Here is a 19,187-nt window from a genome sequence, read left to right as displayed (position 1 = left end):
ACCGCAAATGAAGTTTTCCGGAATTGACGTTTCCATTATGCCGCAAAATTGAAGTCTGGAACGTTCTAAAGGCAGGAAGATGCTTTTCTTTATTTTTATAGGTATTCTGTCTGCATGTATTGAAACCGCGGGAAATTTGATGACGCAAATCAGCTGTGCTGAACATATTCATATTCCATGATCTTGCAGAAACGAGCCGGTGAGGTTTGACCGGAGACTAGCGATTGAAACGGTGCTGGAGTAATCTTCTGGCAGCTCCTTGCCCCGATGCAATTTGTACTCGGAATTGCTGGTGAGGCCGGTCCAAGCCGCCTGCAATTGAAAAACTTAACGGTTGGCCGCGCCGGAAGCCCTCAAAATTGCAGGAGAAATCGACGAAACAAGTTGTCAAATACGCCTTGCCGGATGAAAACTCGGCCATGGATGACAAAGACCACGACATTTTGCGGCTGATCCAGTGCAACGCTCAACTGACCGCCGAGGCCATCAGCCACGAGGTCGGGCTGTCAGCGCCCGCAGTTCAGAAACGGCTGAAGAAGCTGCGCGACACCGGTGTGATCGAGAGGGAAATCGCCATCCTCTCCCCGGCCCGGCTGGGGCGGGAGATGACGGTGATCGTGCAGGTGGTGCTGGAGCGGGAAAGCCGGATGCATCTTGATGCTTTCAAGCGCAAGATGCGCAAGGCAAAGCAGGTGCAGCAGTGCTACTACACCACCGGCGAGGCGGATTTCATCCTGGTGGTCATCGTCAAGGACATCAAGGAATACGAAGCCTTTACCCAAGAGTTTTTCTTTGACGAGTCCAACGTCAGCCGCTTCACCTCCTCGGTGGTGATGGACCGGGTCAAGGTGTCCCTGGATATCATCTAGGCCTGGGTGGCGCCGTACCGGGTCAAATTCGCCTCAGAGATCCGCCGCCGGCCGGGAATGTGCAGCAACCAATGTGTCGAGGAACAGTTTGGTGATGCGGTTCACCGCAGGGCGCTTGCGGGTGACTGCGGCGAATTGGCTGCGGTAAAAGGCCTCGTCCGGCAGCACCTTCCTCATCAGCCCGTTGCGGACAAATCCTGCCGCCAGGTGGTCCGGCAGGAACCCCAGATAGCTGCCCGACATAATCAGGATTGCCAGCGCCTGTTCGTTCTGCACCTTGGCGGCGCGGCGGAACCCCAGCTTTTGCCCGACGTGCAGGTTCGGCGAGTTCACCCGGATGCCTGCATAGTTCATCGCTTGCACGTCCCGCAGCCCCAAGCTGGTGTGGTCGCAATCAAAAAACGGATGCCCCTTGCCGCAGTAGAGAAACATGTTTTCTCCATAGAGCGGCATGTAGTCCAGGCTGGGCGATGGCCGGTGCAGCGCCAGGATGCCGATGTCGAGCTGACCGCCGATCACCTTGGTCTCGATCAGGTTGGGCGGCTCCAGCGACAGTTCGATCTCGACCGAGGGGGCGGCCTTGTTGAAGTCGCGGATACCACCCGGGACAAAGGCTTCCGGATTGGAGGCGCATTGGTCGAACAGTGCAATCCGGATGGTGCCAGCCAGCTGCTGCTTGATTTCATTCACTTCGGCGCGGAAATCCGCCACCGAGGTCAGCAGGCCCTCGGCGGATTTCAGGACCTTGATGCCATCATCGGTCAGCGAAAACCCCGCCGGACCGCGGTTGCACAGTTTCAGGTCCAGCCGCAGTTCCAGGTCGGCGATGTATTTGGAGATCGTTGATTTACCGATATTCAGCTCGGTTTCCGCGGCAGCCAGCCCGCCGCTTTCTGCCACTGCCTTGAACACCCGCAACAGTTTCAAGTCGGCATCAGCAACATGTTTGACGTGTGATTTCCGGTTCATACCTAAGTTCGATATATGTGAAACTTTGCTTTCAAAAGTTTACATTCTAGAAACATAAAACGCAATGTAGCTTCCCGCAGACCAAGGACGGATCGGACTGGCAATCACGCTGTGGAGGGCGGGCCAGCGCGCACCTTGGGCCCCAGAATGACAATACGGGAGGAAGTTATGTCATTTCTCAAGAAGGTCTGCACGCTGACCGCAGCCGTTTCTGCCGCCGCGTTGCTGACCGCCGGTGCGGTATCCGCCAAGAACTTCAAGATCGCTGTCGGCGACAGCGCCGGCAGCCCGCAGGAAGCCACCGGGAAGTTCTTTATCGAGGCGCTGGAAGCAAAATCCGGCGGTGAGCACAGCGCGACCCTGTTTCTGAACGGCCAGCTGGGCTCAGAACAGGACACCGTGAATGAAGCGGCGATCGGCACCTTGGACATGTCGCTGCTGGCGATCAACAACGTCACCCCGTTCTCCCCGACCGTGGGCGTGTTCACCCTGCCCTATGTGATCCTGTCGCTGGAAGACGCTGAAACCCTGACCCAAGGCCCTATCGGTCAGGAGCTGACAGAAAACACCTTGCGCGATGCCGGCGTGCGCATCATCGCCTGGACCTACACCGGCTTCCGCCGCCTGACCAACTCCAAGAAGCCGGTGACCTCTGTCGCCGACCTGCAGGACCTGGTGATCCGTGTTCCCAAGAACGAGATCATGATCGAAACCTACAAGTCCTGGGGCATCAACCCGACCCCGATGGCTTGGTCCGAGACCTTTACTGGCCTGCAAACCAAAGTGGTTGACGGTCAGGACAACCCCTACATGACCATCAACGCGATGAAGTTCTATGAGGTGCAGGATCACGTCACCAACCTGCGCTACATTTTCTCGATCGAGCCGCTGATCGTGTCCGAGGCCGTGTTCCAGGGGCTGAGCGAGGAAGATCAGCAGATGATCCTGGACGCAGGCAAGGAAGCTACCCTGAAATCGGCCCAGTTCCTGCGCGACTCCGAGGCCGCGATCAAGGAAGAGCTGATCTCCAAGGGCATGGAAATCGTTGACCCCGAAAACGATGAGGCCGAGTTTATTGAGCTGGCCACTGGCGCCGTCTGGCCGCAGTTCTACGACTCCATCGGTGGTGTCGAAAAGCTGAACGCGGTGCTGACCGCCATCGGCCGCGACCCGGTCCAGTAAGCCTCCGGCACATCCAAACGAACAACGGGGCAGCGTTCGCGCGCTGCTCCGCACAGGGGAGGAGACCATCATGTTCTGGAAGTTCCTGGACAATCTAGAAAGCTATATCTGCCGCTTACTGCTGTCCGGCTTTGTCATTCTGCTGTTTGTGCAGATCATCTCGCGCGAGGTGTTCGGGCACTCGTTTTCCTGGATCGAGGAGCTCTCGGTCTACATGTTTGTCTGGTTTGTCTACTTTGGTGCTTCATACGCGGCGCTGAAAGGCGCGCACAACCGGGTCACCTTCCAGTTCAAATTCCTGCCGGCGGGCTGGATCAAATACATTGAAGCTTTCGCCGACCTGTTCTGGCTGTTCTTCAACTGCTATTTCCTGTGGCTGGCGACCGATTTCGTCTTCAACAAGATGAACAAGTTCTGGAAGTCGCAGACCTTGGGCATCGAGATGAAATATATCTACATGGTGCTCCCCATCGCGTTCACGCTGATGACTATCCGCATCCTGCAGGTGAACTACCGGAAACTGATCCGTGGCGAAGAAATCCACGATCCCGACCAGATCGACCTTGATGAAATCAAGGCCGCCGCTGGCGCGGAAGGCCGCGTGTGATCAAGGGAGGGATAAGATAATGGAAACCGAAATCGTCACGATCCTGTTTGGATCATTTCTGCTGCTTCTGTTGCTCGGTGCCCCGATCACCGTTGCGCTGGGGGTGTCCTCGCTGCTGTCTTTCCTCTACCTGGACGAAAACCCGATCAAATTCGTGCAGATCGCCTTCACCTCAGTCGGGTCCTTCCCGCTGATGGCGCTGCCCGCCTTCATCCTTGCCGGTGCGCTGATGGAGGCGGCGGGGATCTCCAAACGCCTGATCAATGTGGCCGAAAGCCTGGCCGGTCCGTTCACAGGCGGAATTTCCGCCGCCACCGTGATGGCCTGCCTGTTCTTCGGCGCGATCTCCGGCTCCGGCCCGGCGACCACCGCGGCTGTGGGCATGCTGATGATCCCGGCCATGATCAACCGCGGGTACGAGCGCGGCTATGCCTCTGCCGTGACCGCGTCATCGGGCGGCCTCGGCATCATCATCCCGCCATCGATCCCGATGGTGATCTTCGGGATCGCAGCGCTTGGCATGGCGCCGCCGCCGGAGGCGGTGGAGAAATTCGGCACCTTCCAGTCGGTCTCGATCTCGAAACTGTTCATCGCGGGCTTTGTCCCGGCCTTCCTGATCGCCACCAGCCTGCTGATCATGAATTTCGTGATGTCCAAGAAGCGCGGCTACAAAGGCTCTGCTGACGGCTGGTCGGTGCGCAACGTGATGTGCGAAATGTACCGCGGATTCTGGTCGTTGATGGCGCCGCTGGTGATCCTGGGCGGTATCTACACCGGCTTTTTCACACCGACCGAAGCAGCGATCGTCGCGATCTTTTACACTCTTGTTATTGGCGTCTTCATTTACCGCGAGCTGACCTGGTCGTCGTTGTTCCAATCGCTGGAGGCCACGACCTGGCTGACAGGCCGTGTGCTGCTGATCCTGTTCACCGCCACCGTGTTCGGCCGCCTGCTGGTCGAAAACCAGATCCCGGCGCTGATTGCGGAGTCGATGCTGGGCTTCACCCAAAACCTCTATGTCATCTGGGCGCTGATCATCTTTTTCCTGCTGTTTGTCGGCATGTTCATGGAGACCCTGGCGACGATCCTGATCCTGGTGCCGGTGATGCTGCCGGTGGCCTATTCGGTCGGAATTGACCCGATCCACTTCGGGGTGGTGATGGTCTGCACCCTGGGCATCGGTTTCCAGACGCCTCCTTTGGGGGAGAACCTGTTCATTGCCTCAGGGATCTCGAATATATCGATCGAGACGATCTCGCTGCGCGCCCTGCCCTTTGCCGCAGTGAACACGATTGCGATCTTCATCATCGCCTTCTTCCCGGAAATCTCGCTGTGGCTGCCGCGGCTGTTTGGCTATTGATGGGAAAGGAACAGACATGACACCGATGATCACCAGCATCCTGTTTGCCACCGACCTGTCGCACAACTCCACCTTAGCACTGCGCCATGCGGCAAGTCTGGCGCACGCGACGGGGGCGGAAATTCATGTGCTGCACGTGAATGAGCCGATCTCAGAGGACGCCCGCATTACCTTTGAGATGTTCGTGCTGAACGACGAAACCCGCAAAACTGCGGCCAAGCGGCGGCACGAGATGGTCAAGCAGGTGCTGGCCGAACGCCAGGCCCGGTTCTGGGCGGCCTTCGAGGGCGATGACGCCAGGATCCGCGATCAGGTCACCTCGGTCGAGGTGACCGACGGCCACCCGGCGGAGGTTATCCTGCGCCGCTCGGTCGAGCTGGGCTGCGATCTGATTGTGCTCGGCGCTCATGACCACGGGTTTTCCCACACCTTCCTGGGTACTGTGGCCAAGCGGGTCCTGCGCCGGTCGCAGATCCCGACGCTGGTGGTGCCTTACCAGAATGGCGAGGACGTCTGACCCTGTTCGCGAGCGGCCACCCCTTGGCCGCTTGCGGTATGTGTCTTAGCCCTTGGCCGGAACGGTCCTGACAGCGGGATGCAGGTTCTTGTAAGGCACCTGTTTCAGGTCGCAGGGAAACACGCCGGGGGCGGCCACTGGATAAACGGCGCTGGCAATGGGCTCGAAATCGGCGCGGAAATGGGCGGTGCTTTTCACGCAGATGGTTGCGTACGCCTTGGGATCCAGGCCGATATGGGTGAAATGCGCCAGGTCCAGGCATTGGTTGCGGATGCTGGTAACGACCAAAGTGATATCCGCCTCCGCTCCATGAAGCCGCAGCGCAGCCGTTGGACCCAGCGTCGCCACCCCGCCGCCATACATCCCGCCGGTATAGCGGCAGCTGCCGTTACCAAGAGCGGCGACCTGAAATTCCGCTTCAAACGGCTGGTCGCCTGCAACCCCCGAACGCCCGCCAAGGGCTGCGCGGAAGATACCGCCCTCCCCTGCCTCATGCGCGGCGGCTGCGGCCTGGGGGTCATGGAACAGCCCCATCAAGACACCTTGCGCCCCGGCCGCAGCCAGTGCCGCCAGCAACCCGGTGGTGTCGGAAGTGCCGCCTGCACCCGGATTGTCCTGAACGTCTGCCAGCACCACAGGCTTGCCTGCGCGAGGCTGGCAGGCAATGGCCGCCGCTTGCTGCGGCGACAGCATCGGGTGGTACGACTGCGCCTCCAGCGCGGCGAACAGGGTCTCGATCTGGTCCACCGCCCGCCCCGCGGCCTCAGCCGTGGTGCCGTACGCCACGCAAGAGGGCCTGGTGTCCGGGAAATCCGCTGCGGTGAAGCCGAGCGCAATGTCAGCCAGAACTCCGGCTTCCTCCAGCGGCGGCAGCGCGGCATAGAGCTCTGCGCCGGGGGCTGAACCGGTGTACTGGGCGTGCAGCGGGATCAGATAGTCCATCTGCCGGAACGCCTTGTTCAGCTTTTCGCCCGCCAGCAGCCGTTGCAGAACCGGCAGGCAACGCGCGCCGGTGCCGTCCATGTCCAGATGCGGATAGGTCCGGAAAACGGCGATGTAATCCGCCAGTTCCACCGACGCTGCCGAGATATTGGCGTGCAGGTCCAGGCTGACCACGATGGGCAGGCTGCCTCCGGCTTGCTCCCGCACCCGGCGCAGAATCTCGCCCTCACCATCGGCATATGTTTCGGTCACCATGGCACCATGCAGATCAAGGTAGATGCCGTCCAGCGGCCCCGCAGTCCGCAGCCCGTCCAGGATCGTGCCGCAGATGGTGTCAAACGCCTCATCCGTCACATGCGCCGAGGGTTCTGCCGCGCACCACAGGATCGGTAGCACTTCCATCCCGGCCTCCTCCGCTGCCCGGGCAAAGCCTGCGATGGGCAGGTTCATGCCGCGGGTTTCGCGGACCACCTCCTCTCCGTGCAGCATGGCGGGCCAGGAATCGGCCATCTCAAACTCCGCCAGCCCGGCCTTGTTGATGCCAAAGCAGTTGGTTTCGTGCTGAAAGCCCGCAATGGCGATCCGCGGTTTGGCCTGCCTCATGTGTGCTCCTGCGCCCAGACGGTCCGTCCGCGGCGGATTGTTTGAGTGACTATGGTGGTTTCGATGGCATCCGGGTCTTCCAGCGGGTTGCGGTTCAGCACCGCAAAGTCCGCCAGCTTGCCGGGTTCGATGGAGCCGCGGGTGCCCTCCTGAAACACCTGCCAGGCGGCGTCGATAGTCTGCGCCCTGAGGGCTGACAGCGCGCTGACCCGCTGGTCCTCTCCCAGCCGCCTCCCGGTTGCGGTCAGCCGGTTCACTGCGCAATGGGCCAGATGGATAGGCCGGGTCGGCGTGACCGAGGCGTCGTTGTGGATGGTGTAACGCACGCCATAGCGCTCAGCGGAGGCGCAGGGCGAAACCCGCTCGGCCCGTTCCGGCCCCAGGAAGGTGTCGAAATGGCGATCGCCCCAAAAATGCACATGCGCCGGGAAGAAGCTGACGGTCATGCCCAGTTCAGCCATCTGCTGCAACTGATCGTCGCGCAGGGCTTGGCCGTGGATGATGGTGTGGCGGTGGTCGGCGCGCGGGTTGGCCTCCAGCGCCTCGGCAACCGCGTCGATGAACATCTGCGCCCCGGCATCGCCGTTGCAGTGGCAGTGTATCTGATAGCCCAAATCATGCAGCTTCTTCACTTCACGGCGGTGGTTGGCGGCATCCGCATAGGGCATCCCGCAAGGGTGCGCCGGGTCCACTGGCTTGTGATAAGGCGCACTGAGGAAGGCTGTCTGCAACTGGAACGCCCCGTCGGTGAACAGTTTGCGGGGCCCAAGAGTGAAATGCGGGTTGCCGGGCCAGTCGAGCGCTTCGGGGCCGCGGCTCAGCGCTGGCTCCAGCTCTCCAATGGGCAGCAGCATCAGGTCGTAACCCGGGTCCTGATCTGCGGGCAGAGAGGCGAAATGCTCCAGCATATCACGCGTGGCCCAGGCGTTCTGGGCGTAGGTGACGCCATGGGCCAGGTATTCATCGCGGCAGCTGTTGAACCCAGCCCAGAAGCGGTCGCGGTCGATCAGGAAATCGGTGTCTCCCATTTCACCCATCGCTGACAGGCCCTCGATCAGCCCGGTCAGCGCGCCGGTCTGAGGGTCGCGGCCGAAGCGGCCGCCCAGGGGATCGGGCGTATCGCGGTTCACACCGTGGCGTTCCAGCGCCAGCGAGTTTGCAGATCCGTTGTGGCCGGAAGCGTGGATCACCCAGACGGGGTGTTCGGTCGAGACACTGTCCAGCTCGGTGCGTGTGGGCATCCTCCCCTCTGCAATGGCAGTATTATCGAACAGCACCCCCATCACCCATTCCCCGGCGGGCGTCTCCGCCGCCTTGGCCCGCAGCCGCTTCAGCGCGGTTGGGATGTCCGGACAGTCGCCGCTGGGGGCAGAGGCGAGGTTGACACGGAACAGCCGGATGAAGCCGGGATCGGGAAAATGCCCGTGCGGGTCGATGAAGGCAGGGATCAGGGTCTGGCCCTGCAAATCCACCAATTGTGTGCCCGCAGGCATCCGCGCGCGCAGGTCTACCTCTGCGCCAACGGCCCGGATGGTCTCGCCTTCGGTCAGCACCGACGGGGCGCAGGAATTGGCCGCGTCCATCGTCAGGACAGCGCCGTTGAAATACAATGTGCTGGTCATGGTCTTTCAGATGTTGAGGGGTTTCGGGCGGAAGGCCGTCAGCTCAAGGGGGCAAGGCAGCGCAACCCGTGGCCGTTTTCGACCTCCCATTGCGGGGTTTGAATGCAGACCTCCTGCGCGAAGGGGCAGCGCTCGCGGAACTCGCAGCCCTTGGGGCGGCGCAGCAGGCTGGGCGGTTCGCCCTTTAGCGCGATGCGCTCCAGCCGGGCATCGGGGTCGGGTTCCGGATTGGCACTCAGCAAACAGCGGGTGTAGGGGTGGCGCGGGTCCTTGAAGATGGCCTCCGTCGTGCCCTCCTCAACCAGCCTGCCCAGGTACATGATGCCCATCCGGTCCGCCACATGGCGCACGACGTTCAGGTTGTGGGTGATGATCACCATGGCCAGCCCCAGCCGTTCGCGCAGATCATTCATCAGGTTCAAGAGTTCCCCCTGCACCGACACATCAAGGCCCGCAGTGGGTTCGTCCGCCAGGATCAGCTTCGGCTCCAGCGCCAGCGCGCGGGCGACACCGACCCGCCGCGCTTGCCCGCCTGACAGCTGATAGGGATAGCGGTCTGCAAAATGCGCAGGCAGGTTCACCATTTCCAGAAGACGCTTGGCCTCGGCGTCCAGATCGCGGTCCTTCATGCCTTGGATGCGGTAGGGTTCAGTGATCAGGCTGCGGATCGTCAGACGCGGCGACAGAGAGCCGACCGGGTCCTGGAACATCATCGAGATGTCCTTGCGCAAGGGGCGCAATTCGCGTTCCGAAGCGCCGCGGATTTCCCGGCCTTCGAACTTGACCGAGCCTTCCTGCGCCGGGGCCAGACCGGCAATCGCTCGTATCACCGTGGTCTTCCCAGAGCCGCTCTCGCCCACCAGCGCATAGGTTTCGCCTGGCTCAACGGTGAAGCTGACACCGGCGAGCACGTTGACAGGGCCATAGCTGGTCTTGAGGTCTTTGACTTCCAGCAGGCTCATTCCGCGGCCTCCTTGTGGTTCAGCCAGCAGGCGGCGTGGTGGCCGTCCTTCAGCTGTGTTAGCGGCGGAACATGCGACGCGCAGCGCGGCATTGCCTGGTCGCAGCGGTCGCGGAAGATGCAGCCGCCGGGCAGGTTTGCCAGATCAGGCACCTCGCCGACGATGGTCGGCAGCACGCGGGCGCGTTCCTTGATGTGGCCCGGGTCGCAGTCGATCAGGCGGCGGGTGTAGGGGTGCTTGGGATCGTGGAAGATCTCGCGCACCTCGCCGCTTTCGACCACGGCGCCCGCGTACATCACCACTACGCGATCGCAAAGCTCTGCAATCACGCCGAGGTGGTGCGAGATGAACAGGATGGCGCAGTCGAACTCCTGCTGCAGTTCCTGCAGGCGCTCGATGATCTGCACCTCCAGCGTGGCATCCAGCGCCGTTGTCGGCTCATCCGCGATCAGCAGGTCCGGTTCCGACATCAGCGCCATGGCTATGGCAATCCGCTGCCGCATCCCGCCGGAGAACTCATGCGGGAACTGGTCCAGCCGTGCCTCCGGGTCGGGGATGCCGACGGCCCCCAGCATCTGCGCGGCGCGTGCCCTTTTCTCTGCCTTCGTGGCCTTGGAACGGTGCTGGATATCCAGCATCTGCTGGCCGATCGACAAGACCGGGTTGTGGGTCTGCATCGGGTCCTGGAACACGATGGAGATATCGGCGCCGCGCAGATCACGCATCTGGCGCTCGGGTTTTTGCAGCAGGTCTTCACCCTTGAACCGCACCTCGCCCTGACGAAACCGGGTGTTCGGCGCGGTCAGCCGCAGGATCGAGGAGATCAGGGTGGACTTGCCGCAGCCCGATTCACCAACGATGCCGACGATCTCCCCCTTGCGGACGTCAAAAGAGATTTCGCGCAAGGCTTTCAGGTCGCCGCGGGCGGTCTCATAGTCGACGCTGAGGCGGTCAATTTCCAGAAGCGTATCGGTCATCGCTGTTTCCTCAGTTTCGGGTCAACCACATCGCGCAGGGACTCGCCCAGGAAGGTGAAGCCAAGCGTTGCCAGGATGATCGGCAGCCCGCCGCCCACCACCAGCCAGGGGGTCTGGCGGATCAGCGAGTAGCCGTCCTTCAGCAGCGCACCCCAGCTGGGTGTCGGCGGTTTCACCCCGAGTCCGAGGAAGGACAGCCCTGCCTCCAGCGCGATCACGGTTGGGATGTCCATCGCCGCCAGCACCGCCAGAACGCCGACGATATTGGGCAGCATGTGCACGCCCAGAATACGCTTCATGCTGGCACCCATGGATCGTTCGGCCAGAATGAATTCCGAGTTGCGCAAGGTCAGCGTCTGGGTCCGTGCCACCCGGCCGTAGGTCGGGATCGAGGTCGCCATGACCACAAACACCACGGTCTGCAGGCTTGGCCCCACCAGGGCAACCACCGCCAGCGCAAACATCACCGTCGGGAAGGAACGGATGGTGTCGAAGAACAGCATCAGCAGGTTGTCGAGCCACTTTGGTCCGTAACCCGCGATCATGCCCAGAGTCAGGCCGATGGCCATGGCACCGAAGACCGCGGGCAGTGCCACTTTCAGCGCCACCTGGCCGCCCATGATCACGCGGGAGAACGTATCGCGCCCCAGCTGGTCAGTGCCCAGAAGATGCGCCGCGGAGGGCCCTTGCAGGCGGTCCTTGATATTCATCGCCACGGGATCATAAGGCACGATCCAGGCGGCGAAGATCGCGCAGAACACGATGGTGCCGACAATGATCAGCCCCATCAGCCCCAGCGGGTCGCGGGCGACGCCGTGAAGGATCTGGCCCAGCTCGGACCGGGATTTGGGCGAGGCCCCAGGCGGGGAGGCCGGCTGTGTTCCGGATTGAACGTCAGACATTGCAGCCTCCTCAGGTCGCCGTGCGGGCGCGGGGGTCGAGCCAGGCGTTGATCAGGTCGGCCAGCGCGGTGGACACCACGAACAGGCCGGTCGAGATCAGCACCGACCCCATCACGATCGGGTAATTGCGGGTGGTGATGCTGTCGATCACCAGCTTGCCCAGGCCGGGGCGGGCAAAGACGATCTCGGCAAAAACGGCAGAGGACAGCAGGAACCCCATGCCAACACCGATCACTGTGACCACCGGCAAAATGGCGATGCGCAGCGCATAGACCATCACCACCCGGCGCTCGCTGATGCCAAAGGCGCGGGCGGTGCGGATATGACTCTCGCCCATCACCTCCAGCATCGAGGCGCGCACCAGCCGGGCGATGTAGCCCACCCAGCTGAGGCCGATGGCAAAGGCGGGCAGCACCAGATGGTTGAGGCGGCCCCAGAAGCCATCTCCCGCGCCGATCGCCGGGAACCATTGCAGGTTCACCGCAAAGATCAGCAGCGACAGCAGCGCGACCACAAAGGCGGGCGCGGCCACGAAACTTACCGAAATTGCAGCGGTGATGCGGTCAATCAGTGTGTTCGGATGCGCCGCGGCATAGCCGCCAAGCGCGATGCCCAGCGTAGCGGACCAGGTAATCGAGCCTAGGATAAGCCACAGGGTGTGCGGCAATTGCTGAAACACGATCTCGGTCACCGAGCGGCCCGAGAACACGTCGATCCCCAGATCTCCTTGCACCAGGTTTCCGTAAAAGATGAGAAGCTGTTTCCAGATCGGCTGATCCAGCGCCAGCTCAGCCGTCAGCCGCGCCTGCAGCTCAGGCGTGGCGCGCGGGCCCAGCATGATCTGGACCGGATCGCCGGGCACGGCGCGGATCATCAGGAACATGACGGTGACCGCCACGATCAGGATCAGCAGTGCCAGCCCGAACCGCCGGGTTGCATATAGTAACATGGCCGCATGGCTCCCTTATCTTCGCTGTGCGGATGAAAACGGCACGGCCGCGCCGCAAACTGCAGCCGTGCCAGGTCAGGTCCGGGGGGAGGACCGGGCCTGAGGGGAGTGTCAGGCCTTGCCGAAATAGCGCAGCAGCGCCAGCCCGTCGGGCCGCAGCGCAGGCACCACACCCGCCGAATGGATCACCGGCGTCGCCTCATGGGTCAGGAACCGGTAGGCACCGCTTTCCTCCATCAGATCCTGCGCGCGCTGATACATCTCGGCCCGCTTCGCCTGATCGGTCAGCTGATAGGCCGAGGCGTGGATCTGGTCGAACTCTTCGTTGCTGAAGCGTTCCCAGTTCCAATGCCCGACCTGCTCGGTGGTGAACCAGGAGGTCGCATAGTACGGGTCGGGGGTCATCGAGTAGCGGTTCAGCACCAGCTGCAGGTCCTCGTTATCCGCGCTGGCCCAAAAGGCCCCGGATTCCAGCACATTCACCTCAACCGTGATGCCGATCTGCGCCAGCGTCGCCTGGATCACCTGCGCCGCGGTGGTGAAGGTGGTCTTGTTCAGCGTGTCGAGTTTCAGCGTGACATTGGTCTCACCGGATTCCGCCAGCAGCACAGCAGCTTTCTCGAAATCCGCCTGCGGCGGCACCAGCGACTGCGGGCGGTTGCCTGCAAGGCCCGGGGCAATGATGCCGGTGGAGGGTTCGACAGCGCCGAAATATGCGGCCTCCAAGACCGACGGCACGTCGATGGCGTGCTGGATGGCCTGGCGCAGCTTCTTGTTCTGCAGCTTGGGGTGATCCAGGTTCATGCCCAGCCAAGCATAGTACAAGGACGGGTATTCCAGCAGTGTGCCGCCGTTCGGCACCCCGGCGCGGTAGCGCTCCACCGAACCCAGCGAGACGCGGGTGAAATCCAGCTCACCCGCCTCGAATGCGATCTCGGCAGTGTTTTCGTCGTCGATCGGCAGGATCTCGATGGTATCCCAGGCGGGGGCTTCGCCCTTCCAGTCCGGGTTGCGCTTCAGCACGGTCTTTTCCTTGGGCGACCAGCTGTCGCGCAGGTAAGGCCCGGATTCCGCCAGCGGATCGGTGGTTGCCTTGCCGCCCGCGGCTTCCCAGGCCTTTTTCGACACGATATTGCCGGTGATATAGGGCAGCGCGATGCTCCACAGCGGTGCAAAGGGTTCTTTCAGAACAATGGTTCCCTCGCGCTCGCCGGTCACCTCGACGTGGCTCAGCGGCCCCATGTCGGGTTTGTTCGGGCTCTCGGTCTCCTCCGCCACAACCCGTTCAAAGCTGTATTTCACGTCTTCGGCAGTCATCGCGCCAAAGCCGTTCGTAAACCCGATGTCATCGCGCAGTGCGAATTTGATGTGCGTCTCGTCACCCTGCTCGATCATCGCGGCGGCATCCATCTGCCAGTCCCATTCGCGGCCCGGCTTGTACTGGATCAGCTTGTTGTAGATCCCGGCGTGGATCTCCTCGTCGATCACACCTTTGGAGTACGCGGGGTCAATGCTTTGCAGATCGCCATAGGAGCGCACCCGCAATGTCCCGTCCCCAGCCGCCATGGCGCGGCTGCCCAAGCCCATCGGCAGAACGGCTGCCGCACCCAGCGCAGTGGCGCCCTTCAGGAATTTGCGCCGCCCCACCGGCGCCTTGGTCCATTCGATCCGCATTGTATCCTCCCTTGGATCAGATCAGGAAGCCCGCAAGACAGGGGCCTCCCATTGCGCCGTTCCTCAAGCCGCCCGCACCCCTACGTCCTCCTGGTCTGCGGTCCGCCAAAATCACACGGCTTGTTTCCAGAAACGCCGGTTTCGCCGGATTCAAAACTGTGCAAACATGCGCGGAGTGACGCTATATGGTTCGTGATAGCGTCAAAACGCGAAGGATTTTGGCACTTGTCCGTCAATTTTTCAGAAAACCTGCGTTCGCTTTGCGCCGAGCATGGCAGCATTGCGCATATCTGCCGCGAGATCGGTCTCAACCGGCAGCAATTCAACCGCTACCTCAATGGCAGCAGCCTGCCATCGGCGCACAACCTGCGCAGGATCGCCCGCTACTTCGGGATTGCAGAAGCGCAGCTGTTTACCGCGCGTTCCGATTTCGAAGCCCGCCTGGACGCTGCGGCCGGCCCGGGGCAGCATGGCCCGGGTGAGCAGTTTCTGGCCCCGTTCCGCGGCCAGCAGCGCAATCTGAAACGCTACCTCGGCTTCTACCACGCCTATTTCCACACCCCCTCCTGGGGCGATGGTATCTTTTGCGCGCTGACCCGGTTTATCGAAAAGGACGGGCTGATCCTGTCTCGCAACCTGGAAATCGCCCATGACCCGGAACAAAGCATCCGGCAGATCTCGCGGTATCAGGGATTGGTCACGATGCGCGGTAACCGGCTGTTTATCACTGAGCATGAGCGCGCTCATGAAGGCAGCGTGGCGCAGACCATCCTGTTCTCCGCCCACCGCCAGCAGCTCAAGTACCTGCGCGGTATGACTATGGGGCTGGCCTGGCGGCCGTTTCCCCGCCCCTATGCGGCGCGGACGATCTGGAAGCGGCTGGACGAACGGGTGTCTGCACGCGAAGCAATTGCCGCCTGCGGCGTCCACCCGGTACGCAGCACGCGCATTGATCCGACGGTGCGGAAGTATCTCGAAACTCCGGCCAAGGAGGATCTGCCGGACGCTCACGGCAGTTTCCTGTTCTGAGATCAACCGCTTGCTGCGTGATTGAACGCGGCTCTATCCCGCCGCCAGATGCCGGGTGGCCATGGAAAACAGTTCAGCCTGCGAGGAGATCCCCAGCTTGGAATAGGCATGGTGCCGGTGCACTTTCACCGTGCCCTCGGCAATGCCCAGATAGGCGGCGGCCGAAGGTGTCGAGTGGCCTTGCAGGATCAGCTGCACCACCGCCCGCTCGCGCGGGCTGAGAACGCCGGTGCCAAAGGTCTGCATGCGGTCTTCCCAGCCCTCCTGCTGGAACCCTTGCGCCGCGGTTTCCGCCTGCCCCCACTGCCGCCGGAGGGCGGCGGAAATCACCTCGAACACCGCGTTCAGCCGGCCGGTATCCGCTGCCTCAAACCGCTGCTGGCGGGCAAAGCGGGCGAGTGAAACGATGAACCAGCGCTCTGCCCGGTCCTGCACCAGCACGCCGATCTCATCGCTTATGTTTATCTTGCGGTAGAAGGCGCGGTAGTATTCCGAGCGGTAGAACGCCTCCGGCGCCAGGTCCATCAACCGGTAGGCGCCAGGTTTGCAGCCGTTGCGGCAGGCCTGGTAAAGCGGGTCCAGCAGGTAGGGGCCGCTCGCATAGAACTCCACCGTTATCGCCGCCTGCAGTTCATCCAGGTCCTGATAGAGCGACACCGGCGGCGACGCGCCCTCATAGCGCGAGATGATCATCGAATCGAAACTGCAGCATTGGCCAAGGATCTGCCGAAGCGCGCCGGGAAAACGCTCGGTGCCGGCGGTTTCGGCCAGGGCAGCCATTGGGCCCAGCCAGGGGGCAGGCAGCACGGGGAAGGCAGAATCTGATGTCATCTATACCCATAGATATATACCTGTTGTTGAGTTTACCGGCATAAGCGCGGATTTAAAACTGGGCTCAAGCAAATTCCAATGAAACGGAGCCCCAGATGACCGATACCTCCAGCGTGAACCCCGTGCAGGGCGACCTGGCATTTACCCGCGAAACCGACCGCGGGGTGATTGCTGAGGCCAGCTATGCCGGCGCGCTCAGCTTCATGCGCCGCCGCTACACCCGCGACCTGAGCGGCGCGGATGTTGCGGTGATGGGCGTGCCCTTCGACCTGTCGGTCTCCAGCCGCTCCGGCACCCGGCTGGGCCCGCGCGCGGTGCGCTCCGGCTCCAGCCACATAGCCTGGTCGAAACCCTGGCCCTGGGAGGACGACCCTTATGAGGCGCTGCGGGTCGTCGATTACGGCGATTGCGAATTCGACTATGGCTACCCGCACCAGGTGCCGGGGCAGATCGCCCAGGCGGCGCGGGACGTGCTGGCAACGGATACCGCGCTCTTGTCGATCGGCGGCGACCACTTCATCACCTATCCGCTGCTGAAGGCGCACGTGGAAAAGCACGGGCCGCTGAGCCTGATCCAGTTCGACGCCCATTCCGACACCTGGGCAGATCAGGAAGGCCGCATCGACCACGGCACCATGCTGTGGCATGCGATCCGTGAAGGCCTGGTGGATCCGGCCCGCTCGGTCCAGGTGGGAATCCGCACCCACAACCCCGATCCGATGGGCATGAACATCATTGACGCTATTGAGGTGCAGAAGACAGGACCGGAAGCGGTGGCGGAGAAAATCCGCGGCATCGTCGGCGGCCATAAGACCTATGTCACCTTCGACATCGACGCACTGGAGCCCGCCTCCGCCCCCGGCACCGGCACGCCGGTGATCGGCGGCCTCAGCCCATACCAGGCGCAGGAGATCATCCGCGGCCTTGCAGGCACCGACGTGGTCGGCATGGACGTGGTCGAGGTCGCCCCGGCCTACGACATCTCCGAGATCACCGCCATCGCGGCGGCCACAATCGCCAACGATTTGCTCTGCCTCTACGCCGCCGGAGACTCCGGCCAGCGCTGAGGCAGTGCGCAACAGGGAGGAAAACATGGCCAAATCAAAGACCATTCTCGCAACAACGCTGGCGGCCGCCCTTGCGGCGCCGGCAGCCGCCGGGGAGCTCGCTATCTACAACTGGGCGGACTACTTCGGCGAAAAAACCATCTCCGGCTATGAGGCCGCTACCGGCGCCAAGGTGACGCTGGACTACTTCGACAGCAACGAGGTGCTGGAAACCAAGATGCTGGCAGGCGGCTCGGGCTATGACGTGGTCTTCCCTGCCGCCTCCAACGCGGAACGCCAGCTGCAGGCCGGGGCGCTGCACCCGATAGATACATCGCGTCTGGAAAACTACGGCAACTTGCGCCCGGAAATCCTGGCCTCGCTCGACAAGGTCCCGGGCGGGCGCGAGCTGGGCGTGCCGTACACCTGGGGCACCATCGGCATCGCCTACAATCCCGCGCTGGTCTCCGAACGGCTGGGGGATCTGCCCGTTGACAGCTGGGAGTTGCTGTTCAACCCGGACTACGCCTCCAAGCTTAAGGATTGCGGCATCGGGGTGCTGGATTCGCCGGTCGAGATGCTGTCGGTCACTCTGAACTACCTCGGCGCTGATCCCTATTCCGAAGACAAGGCAGAGATCACGCAAGCGCAGGACCTGCTGGCCGGGGCGGCGCAGAATATCCGCTATTTCAACAACCAGAAGCCCTCCACCGACCTGCCGGCAGGCAATGTCTGCCTGGCGGTGATGTATTCCGGCGACGCGGGCATCGCTCAGGCCCGCGCGATGGAGGCAGATAACGGAGTCGAAATCCTCTACGCGATCCCCAAGGAGGGAACGCTGATGTGGATCGACCTGATGGCGATCCCGGAAGATGCTGCCAATGTGGATGCGGCCTATGCCTTCATCGACTACATGCTGCGGCCCGAGGTGATCGCCGAGGTCTCCAACACCGTGTTCTTCGCCAATGCAAATGCAGCGGCAGACGCGCATGTGCTGCCGGAGATCCTGTCCGATCCGGGGATCTACCCGGACGCGCCCACCCTGGCGCGTTTGTTCCCGGATAAAAGCCTCGGCGCCAAGGCGCTGCGCCAGCGCACCCGTGCCTGGACCAAGGTGAAATCAGGGATCTAAAACGCAGAGGCCGCCAGCCGGCCCCTGTGTCGATTCCAGCAAGGCTAGCGGGGGAGAATGGCACCTTGCAGCGAAAAATGCGCAGGGAACATCGCCGCCAGAAACCGGAAGATGATCCGCGCCGCCTCTTGCCGGTCGAAACGGTCGGGATGCAGCAGAAAGTCTGTCCACATCCCTTCCAACAGCGCCAGCGTGCCGTGGGTGGCGTCGCGGGCTGCGCCCGAAGCATCCGGTGTCCCGGCCTCCCGCACGATCCTGGAAAAGGCGTTGTGGACCATGCCGCGCAACCGGCCGTCGCGCGTGTCTGAGTGTTCGGCGATGGCCCTGCGATTGCGGGATTCACCACGGAAAGCGTACCAGATGCTGACATTGCGCCGGTTCAGAACCCGTTCGCTGAGGTCGCCGCGCACGATCATCTCAATCCGCTCCTGGGGGCTGTTGCCGGCTGTCTGCAGCAGCGCATCCAGCCCGTCGTAATACTCCTCCGAGGAGTAATGCGCTGCGGCCTGCACCAGGTTGTCTTTACCGCCGAAATGCAGATGGATCATGCCGCGCGACAGGCCCGCGCGCTGGATGATCTCGCTGACGGACGTTTCCGAGATCCCTTTTTCCGCCACCGAATCCAGCACTGCCTCAATCAGTGCCAGGCGGTTCTGTTCACGGTTTTGTTCCCTTTTTCCCGTCATCCGGTCCCAATTTTCCAAACACTTGCGCAGGTTTTCCCCGCTGTTATGCGGGTCCGCCTGCTGTGGCAAGCTGTGATGATTTGCCCATCTAGCCATATCGCGCAGATTTCTCCAAGCAAAATGGACGTTTGTACATTTTTTGGAAAAACCTGTTGACAGAACGGTCCCCCGGGCCGCAGATTTTGATGGACGATTGTCCATTTAAGATGGCAGCGCCACGCCCGCAGATCAAGCAAGCAACGGAGTCACATGGCCGGATTTCTCAGAACCGAGGCTGGCAAAGGCCTGGCGCTCAGCGCCCCGGCTTCGCTTTATGTGGGGCTGCTGG

Annotated in this window: 18 protein-coding genes; 8 read left to right on the top strand and 10 right to left on the bottom strand. The window is 62.2% G+C overall.

The window, feature by feature from the left end; translation table 11 throughout:
* The first annotated feature begins 419 nt into the window (after nucleotides 1-419).
* Complete coding sequence (locus AC4HIX_RS20025; protein WP_475053696.1) at nucleotides 420-869, top strand: Lrp/AsnC family transcriptional regulator; 450 nt, start codon at nucleotides 420-422, stop codon at nucleotides 867-869.
* Nucleotides 870-902: 33 nt separating this feature from the next.
* Here the strand turns inward: AC4HIX_RS20025 and AC4HIX_RS20020 are convergent, their stop codons facing one another.
* Nucleotides 903-1,838, bottom strand: coding sequence for a LysR family transcriptional regulator (locus AC4HIX_RS20020; protein ID WP_475053694.1), 936 nt, complete (start codon nucleotides 1,836-1,838; stop codon nucleotides 903-905).
* A 168-nt stretch (nucleotides 1,839-2,006) separates the two neighbouring features.
* Here AC4HIX_RS20020 and AC4HIX_RS20015 point away from each other — a divergent pair, with 168 nt between their 5' ends.
* The 4 genes from AC4HIX_RS20015 (at nucleotide 2,007) to AC4HIX_RS20000 (ending at nucleotide 5,504) form a co-directional block, all read left to right on the top strand.
* Entirely contained in the window at nucleotides 2,007-3,020 is a 1,014-nt protein-coding gene (locus tag AC4HIX_RS20015) for a TRAP transporter substrate-binding protein (protein ID WP_475053693.1), read from the top strand.
* Nucleotides 3,021-3,090: 70 nt separating this feature from the next.
* Nucleotides 3,091-3,627 carry a TRAP transporter small permease gene (locus AC4HIX_RS20010; protein ID WP_475053691.1) on the top strand — a complete coding sequence of 179 codons (537 nt, stop codon included), beginning with the start codon at nucleotides 3,091-3,093 and terminating at the stop codon, nucleotides 3,625-3,627.
* A gap of 19 nt (nucleotides 3,628-3,646) precedes the next feature.
* On the top strand, nucleotides 3,647-4,987 hold the full coding sequence (locus AC4HIX_RS20005; protein WP_490400263.1) for a TRAP transporter large permease: 1,341 nt from the start codon (nucleotides 3,647-3,649) through the stop codon (nucleotides 4,985-4,987).
* A 16-nt stretch (nucleotides 4,988-5,003) separates the two neighbouring features.
* Entirely contained in the window at nucleotides 5,004-5,504 is a 501-nt protein-coding gene (locus AC4HIX_RS20000) for a universal stress protein (protein ID WP_475053687.1), read from the top strand.
* Nucleotides 5,505-5,549: 45 nt separating this feature from the next.
* On the opposite strand, the gene AC4HIX_RS19995 is transcribed toward AC4HIX_RS20000, so the two are convergent.
* The 7 genes from AC4HIX_RS19995 to AC4HIX_RS19965 all read right to left on the bottom strand — a co-directional run bounded on the left by AC4HIX_RS19995 (nucleotide 5,550) and on the right by AC4HIX_RS19965 (nucleotide 14,135).
* Nucleotides 5,550-7,049, bottom strand: a complete 1,500-nt coding sequence (locus AC4HIX_RS19995; RefSeq protein ID WP_490400262.1) for a M81 family metallopeptidase — start codon at nucleotides 7,047-7,049, stop codon at nucleotides 5,550-5,552.
* Nucleotides 7,046-8,671: an amidohydrolase gene (locus AC4HIX_RS19990; RefSeq protein ID WP_475053684.1), complete on the bottom strand. Its 1,626-nt coding sequence runs from the start codon at nucleotides 8,669-8,671 to the stop codon at nucleotides 7,046-7,048. The genes AC4HIX_RS19995 and AC4HIX_RS19990 overlap by 4 nt, the downstream gene beginning before the upstream one ends.
* Nucleotides 8,672-8,709: 38 nt before the next feature.
* Nucleotides 8,710-9,633, bottom strand: a complete 924-nt coding sequence (locus AC4HIX_RS19985; protein WP_475053683.1) for an oligopeptide/dipeptide ABC transporter ATP-binding protein — start codon at nucleotides 9,631-9,633, stop codon at nucleotides 8,710-8,712.
* Nucleotides 9,630-10,610, bottom strand: coding sequence for an ABC transporter ATP-binding protein (locus tag AC4HIX_RS19980; protein ID WP_475053682.1), 981 nt, complete (start codon nucleotides 10,608-10,610; stop codon nucleotides 9,630-9,632). Before AC4HIX_RS19980 ends, AC4HIX_RS19985 begins: the two co-directional genes overlap by 4 nt.
* Nucleotides 10,607-11,512: an ABC transporter permease gene (locus AC4HIX_RS19975; protein WP_475053681.1), complete on the bottom strand. Its 906-nt coding sequence runs from the start codon at nucleotides 11,510-11,512 to the stop codon at nucleotides 10,607-10,609. Before AC4HIX_RS19975 ends, AC4HIX_RS19980 begins: the two co-directional genes overlap by 4 nt.
* Before the next feature lie 10 nt (nucleotides 11,513-11,522).
* On the bottom strand, nucleotides 11,523-12,461 hold the full coding sequence (locus tag AC4HIX_RS19970) for an ABC transporter permease (RefSeq protein ID WP_475053680.1): 939 nt from the start codon (nucleotides 12,459-12,461) through the stop codon (nucleotides 11,523-11,525).
* A 111-nt stretch (nucleotides 12,462-12,572) separates the two neighbouring features.
* A complete protein-coding gene (locus AC4HIX_RS19965) occupies nucleotides 12,573-14,135 on the bottom strand; it encodes an ABC transporter substrate-binding protein (protein WP_475053678.1) in 1,563 nt (520 codons plus the stop codon).
* A gap of 225 nt (nucleotides 14,136-14,360) precedes the next feature.
* On the opposite strand from AC4HIX_RS19965, the gene AC4HIX_RS19960 reads away from it, so the two are divergent.
* The gene (locus AC4HIX_RS19960; protein ID WP_475053677.1) at nucleotides 14,361-15,164 is read left to right on the top strand and encodes a helix-turn-helix transcriptional regulator; all 804 of its coding nucleotides are present in this window, start codon (nucleotides 14,361-14,363) and stop codon (nucleotides 15,162-15,164) included.
* 33 nt (nucleotides 15,165-15,197) lie between these two features.
* On the opposite strand, the gene AC4HIX_RS19955 is transcribed toward AC4HIX_RS19960, so the two are convergent.
* The gene (locus AC4HIX_RS19955) at nucleotides 15,198-15,995 is read right to left on the bottom strand and encodes a helix-turn-helix transcriptional regulator (protein WP_475053675.1); all 798 of its coding nucleotides are present in this window, start codon (nucleotides 15,993-15,995) and stop codon (nucleotides 15,198-15,200) included.
* A gap of 95 nt (nucleotides 15,996-16,090) precedes the next feature.
* On the opposite strand from AC4HIX_RS19955, the gene speB reads away from it, so the two are divergent.
* A complete protein-coding gene (gene speB, locus AC4HIX_RS19950) occupies nucleotides 16,091-17,062 on the top strand; it encodes an agmatinase (protein WP_475053673.1) in 972 nt (323 codons plus the stop codon).
* Between the two features lie 25 nt (nucleotides 17,063-17,087).
* Nucleotides 17,088-18,173, top strand: coding sequence for an extracellular solute-binding protein (locus tag AC4HIX_RS19945; RefSeq protein ID WP_475053672.1), 1,086 nt, complete (start codon nucleotides 17,088-17,090; stop codon nucleotides 18,171-18,173).
* Between the two features lie 44 nt (nucleotides 18,174-18,217).
* Here the strand turns inward: AC4HIX_RS19945 and AC4HIX_RS19940 are convergent, their stop codons facing one another.
* On the bottom strand, nucleotides 18,218-19,060 hold the full coding sequence (locus AC4HIX_RS19940) for a TetR/AcrR family transcriptional regulator (RefSeq protein WP_490400261.1): 843 nt from the start codon (nucleotides 19,058-19,060) through the stop codon (nucleotides 18,218-18,220).
* Nucleotides 19,061-19,187 lie beyond the last annotated feature (127 nt).

This window comes from Leisingera sp., assembly GCF_982940295.1.
Note: the sequence above shows the minus strand (reverse complement) of the source record. Positions and strands in the feature narration are given on the sequence as shown.

Coding starts and splice junctions, on each gene's coding strand:
- AC4HIX_RS20025 (WP_475053696.1), top strand. CDS start 420: ATGGATGACAAAGACCACGACATTTTGCGGCTGATCCAGTGCAACGCT.
- AC4HIX_RS20020 (WP_475053694.1), bottom strand. CDS start 1,838: ATGAACCGGAAATCACACGTCAAACATGTTGCTGATGCCGACTTGAAA.
- AC4HIX_RS20015 (WP_475053693.1), top strand. CDS start 2,007: ATGTCATTTCTCAAGAAGGTCTGCACGCTGACCGCAGCCGTTTCTGCC.
- AC4HIX_RS20010 (WP_475053691.1), top strand. CDS start 3,091: ATGTTCTGGAAGTTCCTGGACAATCTAGAAAGCTATATCTGCCGCTTA.
- AC4HIX_RS20005 (WP_490400263.1), top strand. CDS start 3,647: ATGGAAACCGAAATCGTCACGATCCTGTTTGGATCATTTCTGCTGCTT.
- AC4HIX_RS20000 (WP_475053687.1), top strand. CDS start 5,004: ATGACACCGATGATCACCAGCATCCTGTTTGCCACCGACCTGTCGCAC.
- AC4HIX_RS19995 (WP_490400262.1), bottom strand. CDS start 7,049: ATGAGGCAGGCCAAACCGCGGATCGCCATTGCGGGCTTTCAGCACGAA.
- AC4HIX_RS19990 (WP_475053684.1), bottom strand. CDS start 8,671: ATGACCAGCACATTGTATTTCAACGGCGCTGTCCTGACGATGGACGCG.
- AC4HIX_RS19985 (WP_475053683.1), bottom strand. CDS start 9,633: ATGAGCCTGCTGGAAGTCAAAGACCTCAAGACCAGCTATGGCCCTGTC.
- AC4HIX_RS19980 (WP_475053682.1), bottom strand. CDS start 10,610: ATGACCGATACGCTTCTGGAAATTGACCGCCTCAGCGTCGACTATGAG.
- AC4HIX_RS19975 (WP_475053681.1), bottom strand. CDS start 11,512: ATGTCTGACGTTCAATCCGGAACACAGCCGGCCTCCCCGCCTGGGGCC.
- AC4HIX_RS19970 (WP_475053680.1), bottom strand. CDS start 12,461: ATGTTACTATATGCAACCCGGCGGTTCGGGCTGGCACTGCTGATCCTG.
- AC4HIX_RS19965 (WP_475053678.1), bottom strand. CDS start 14,135: ATGCGGATCGAATGGACCAAGGCGCCGGTGGGGCGGCGCAAATTCCTG.
- AC4HIX_RS19955 (WP_475053675.1), bottom strand. CDS start 15,995: ATGACATCAGATTCTGCCTTCCCCGTGCTGCCTGCCCCCTGGCTGGGC.
- speB (WP_475053673.1), top strand. CDS start 16,091: ATGACCGATACCTCCAGCGTGAACCCCGTGCAGGGCGACCTGGCATTT.
- AC4HIX_RS19945 (WP_475053672.1), top strand. CDS start 17,088: ATGGCCAAATCAAAGACCATTCTCGCAACAACGCTGGCGGCCGCCCTT.
- AC4HIX_RS19940 (WP_490400261.1), bottom strand. CDS start 19,060: ATGGACAATCGTCCATCAAAATCTGCGGCCCGGGGGACCGTTCTGTCA.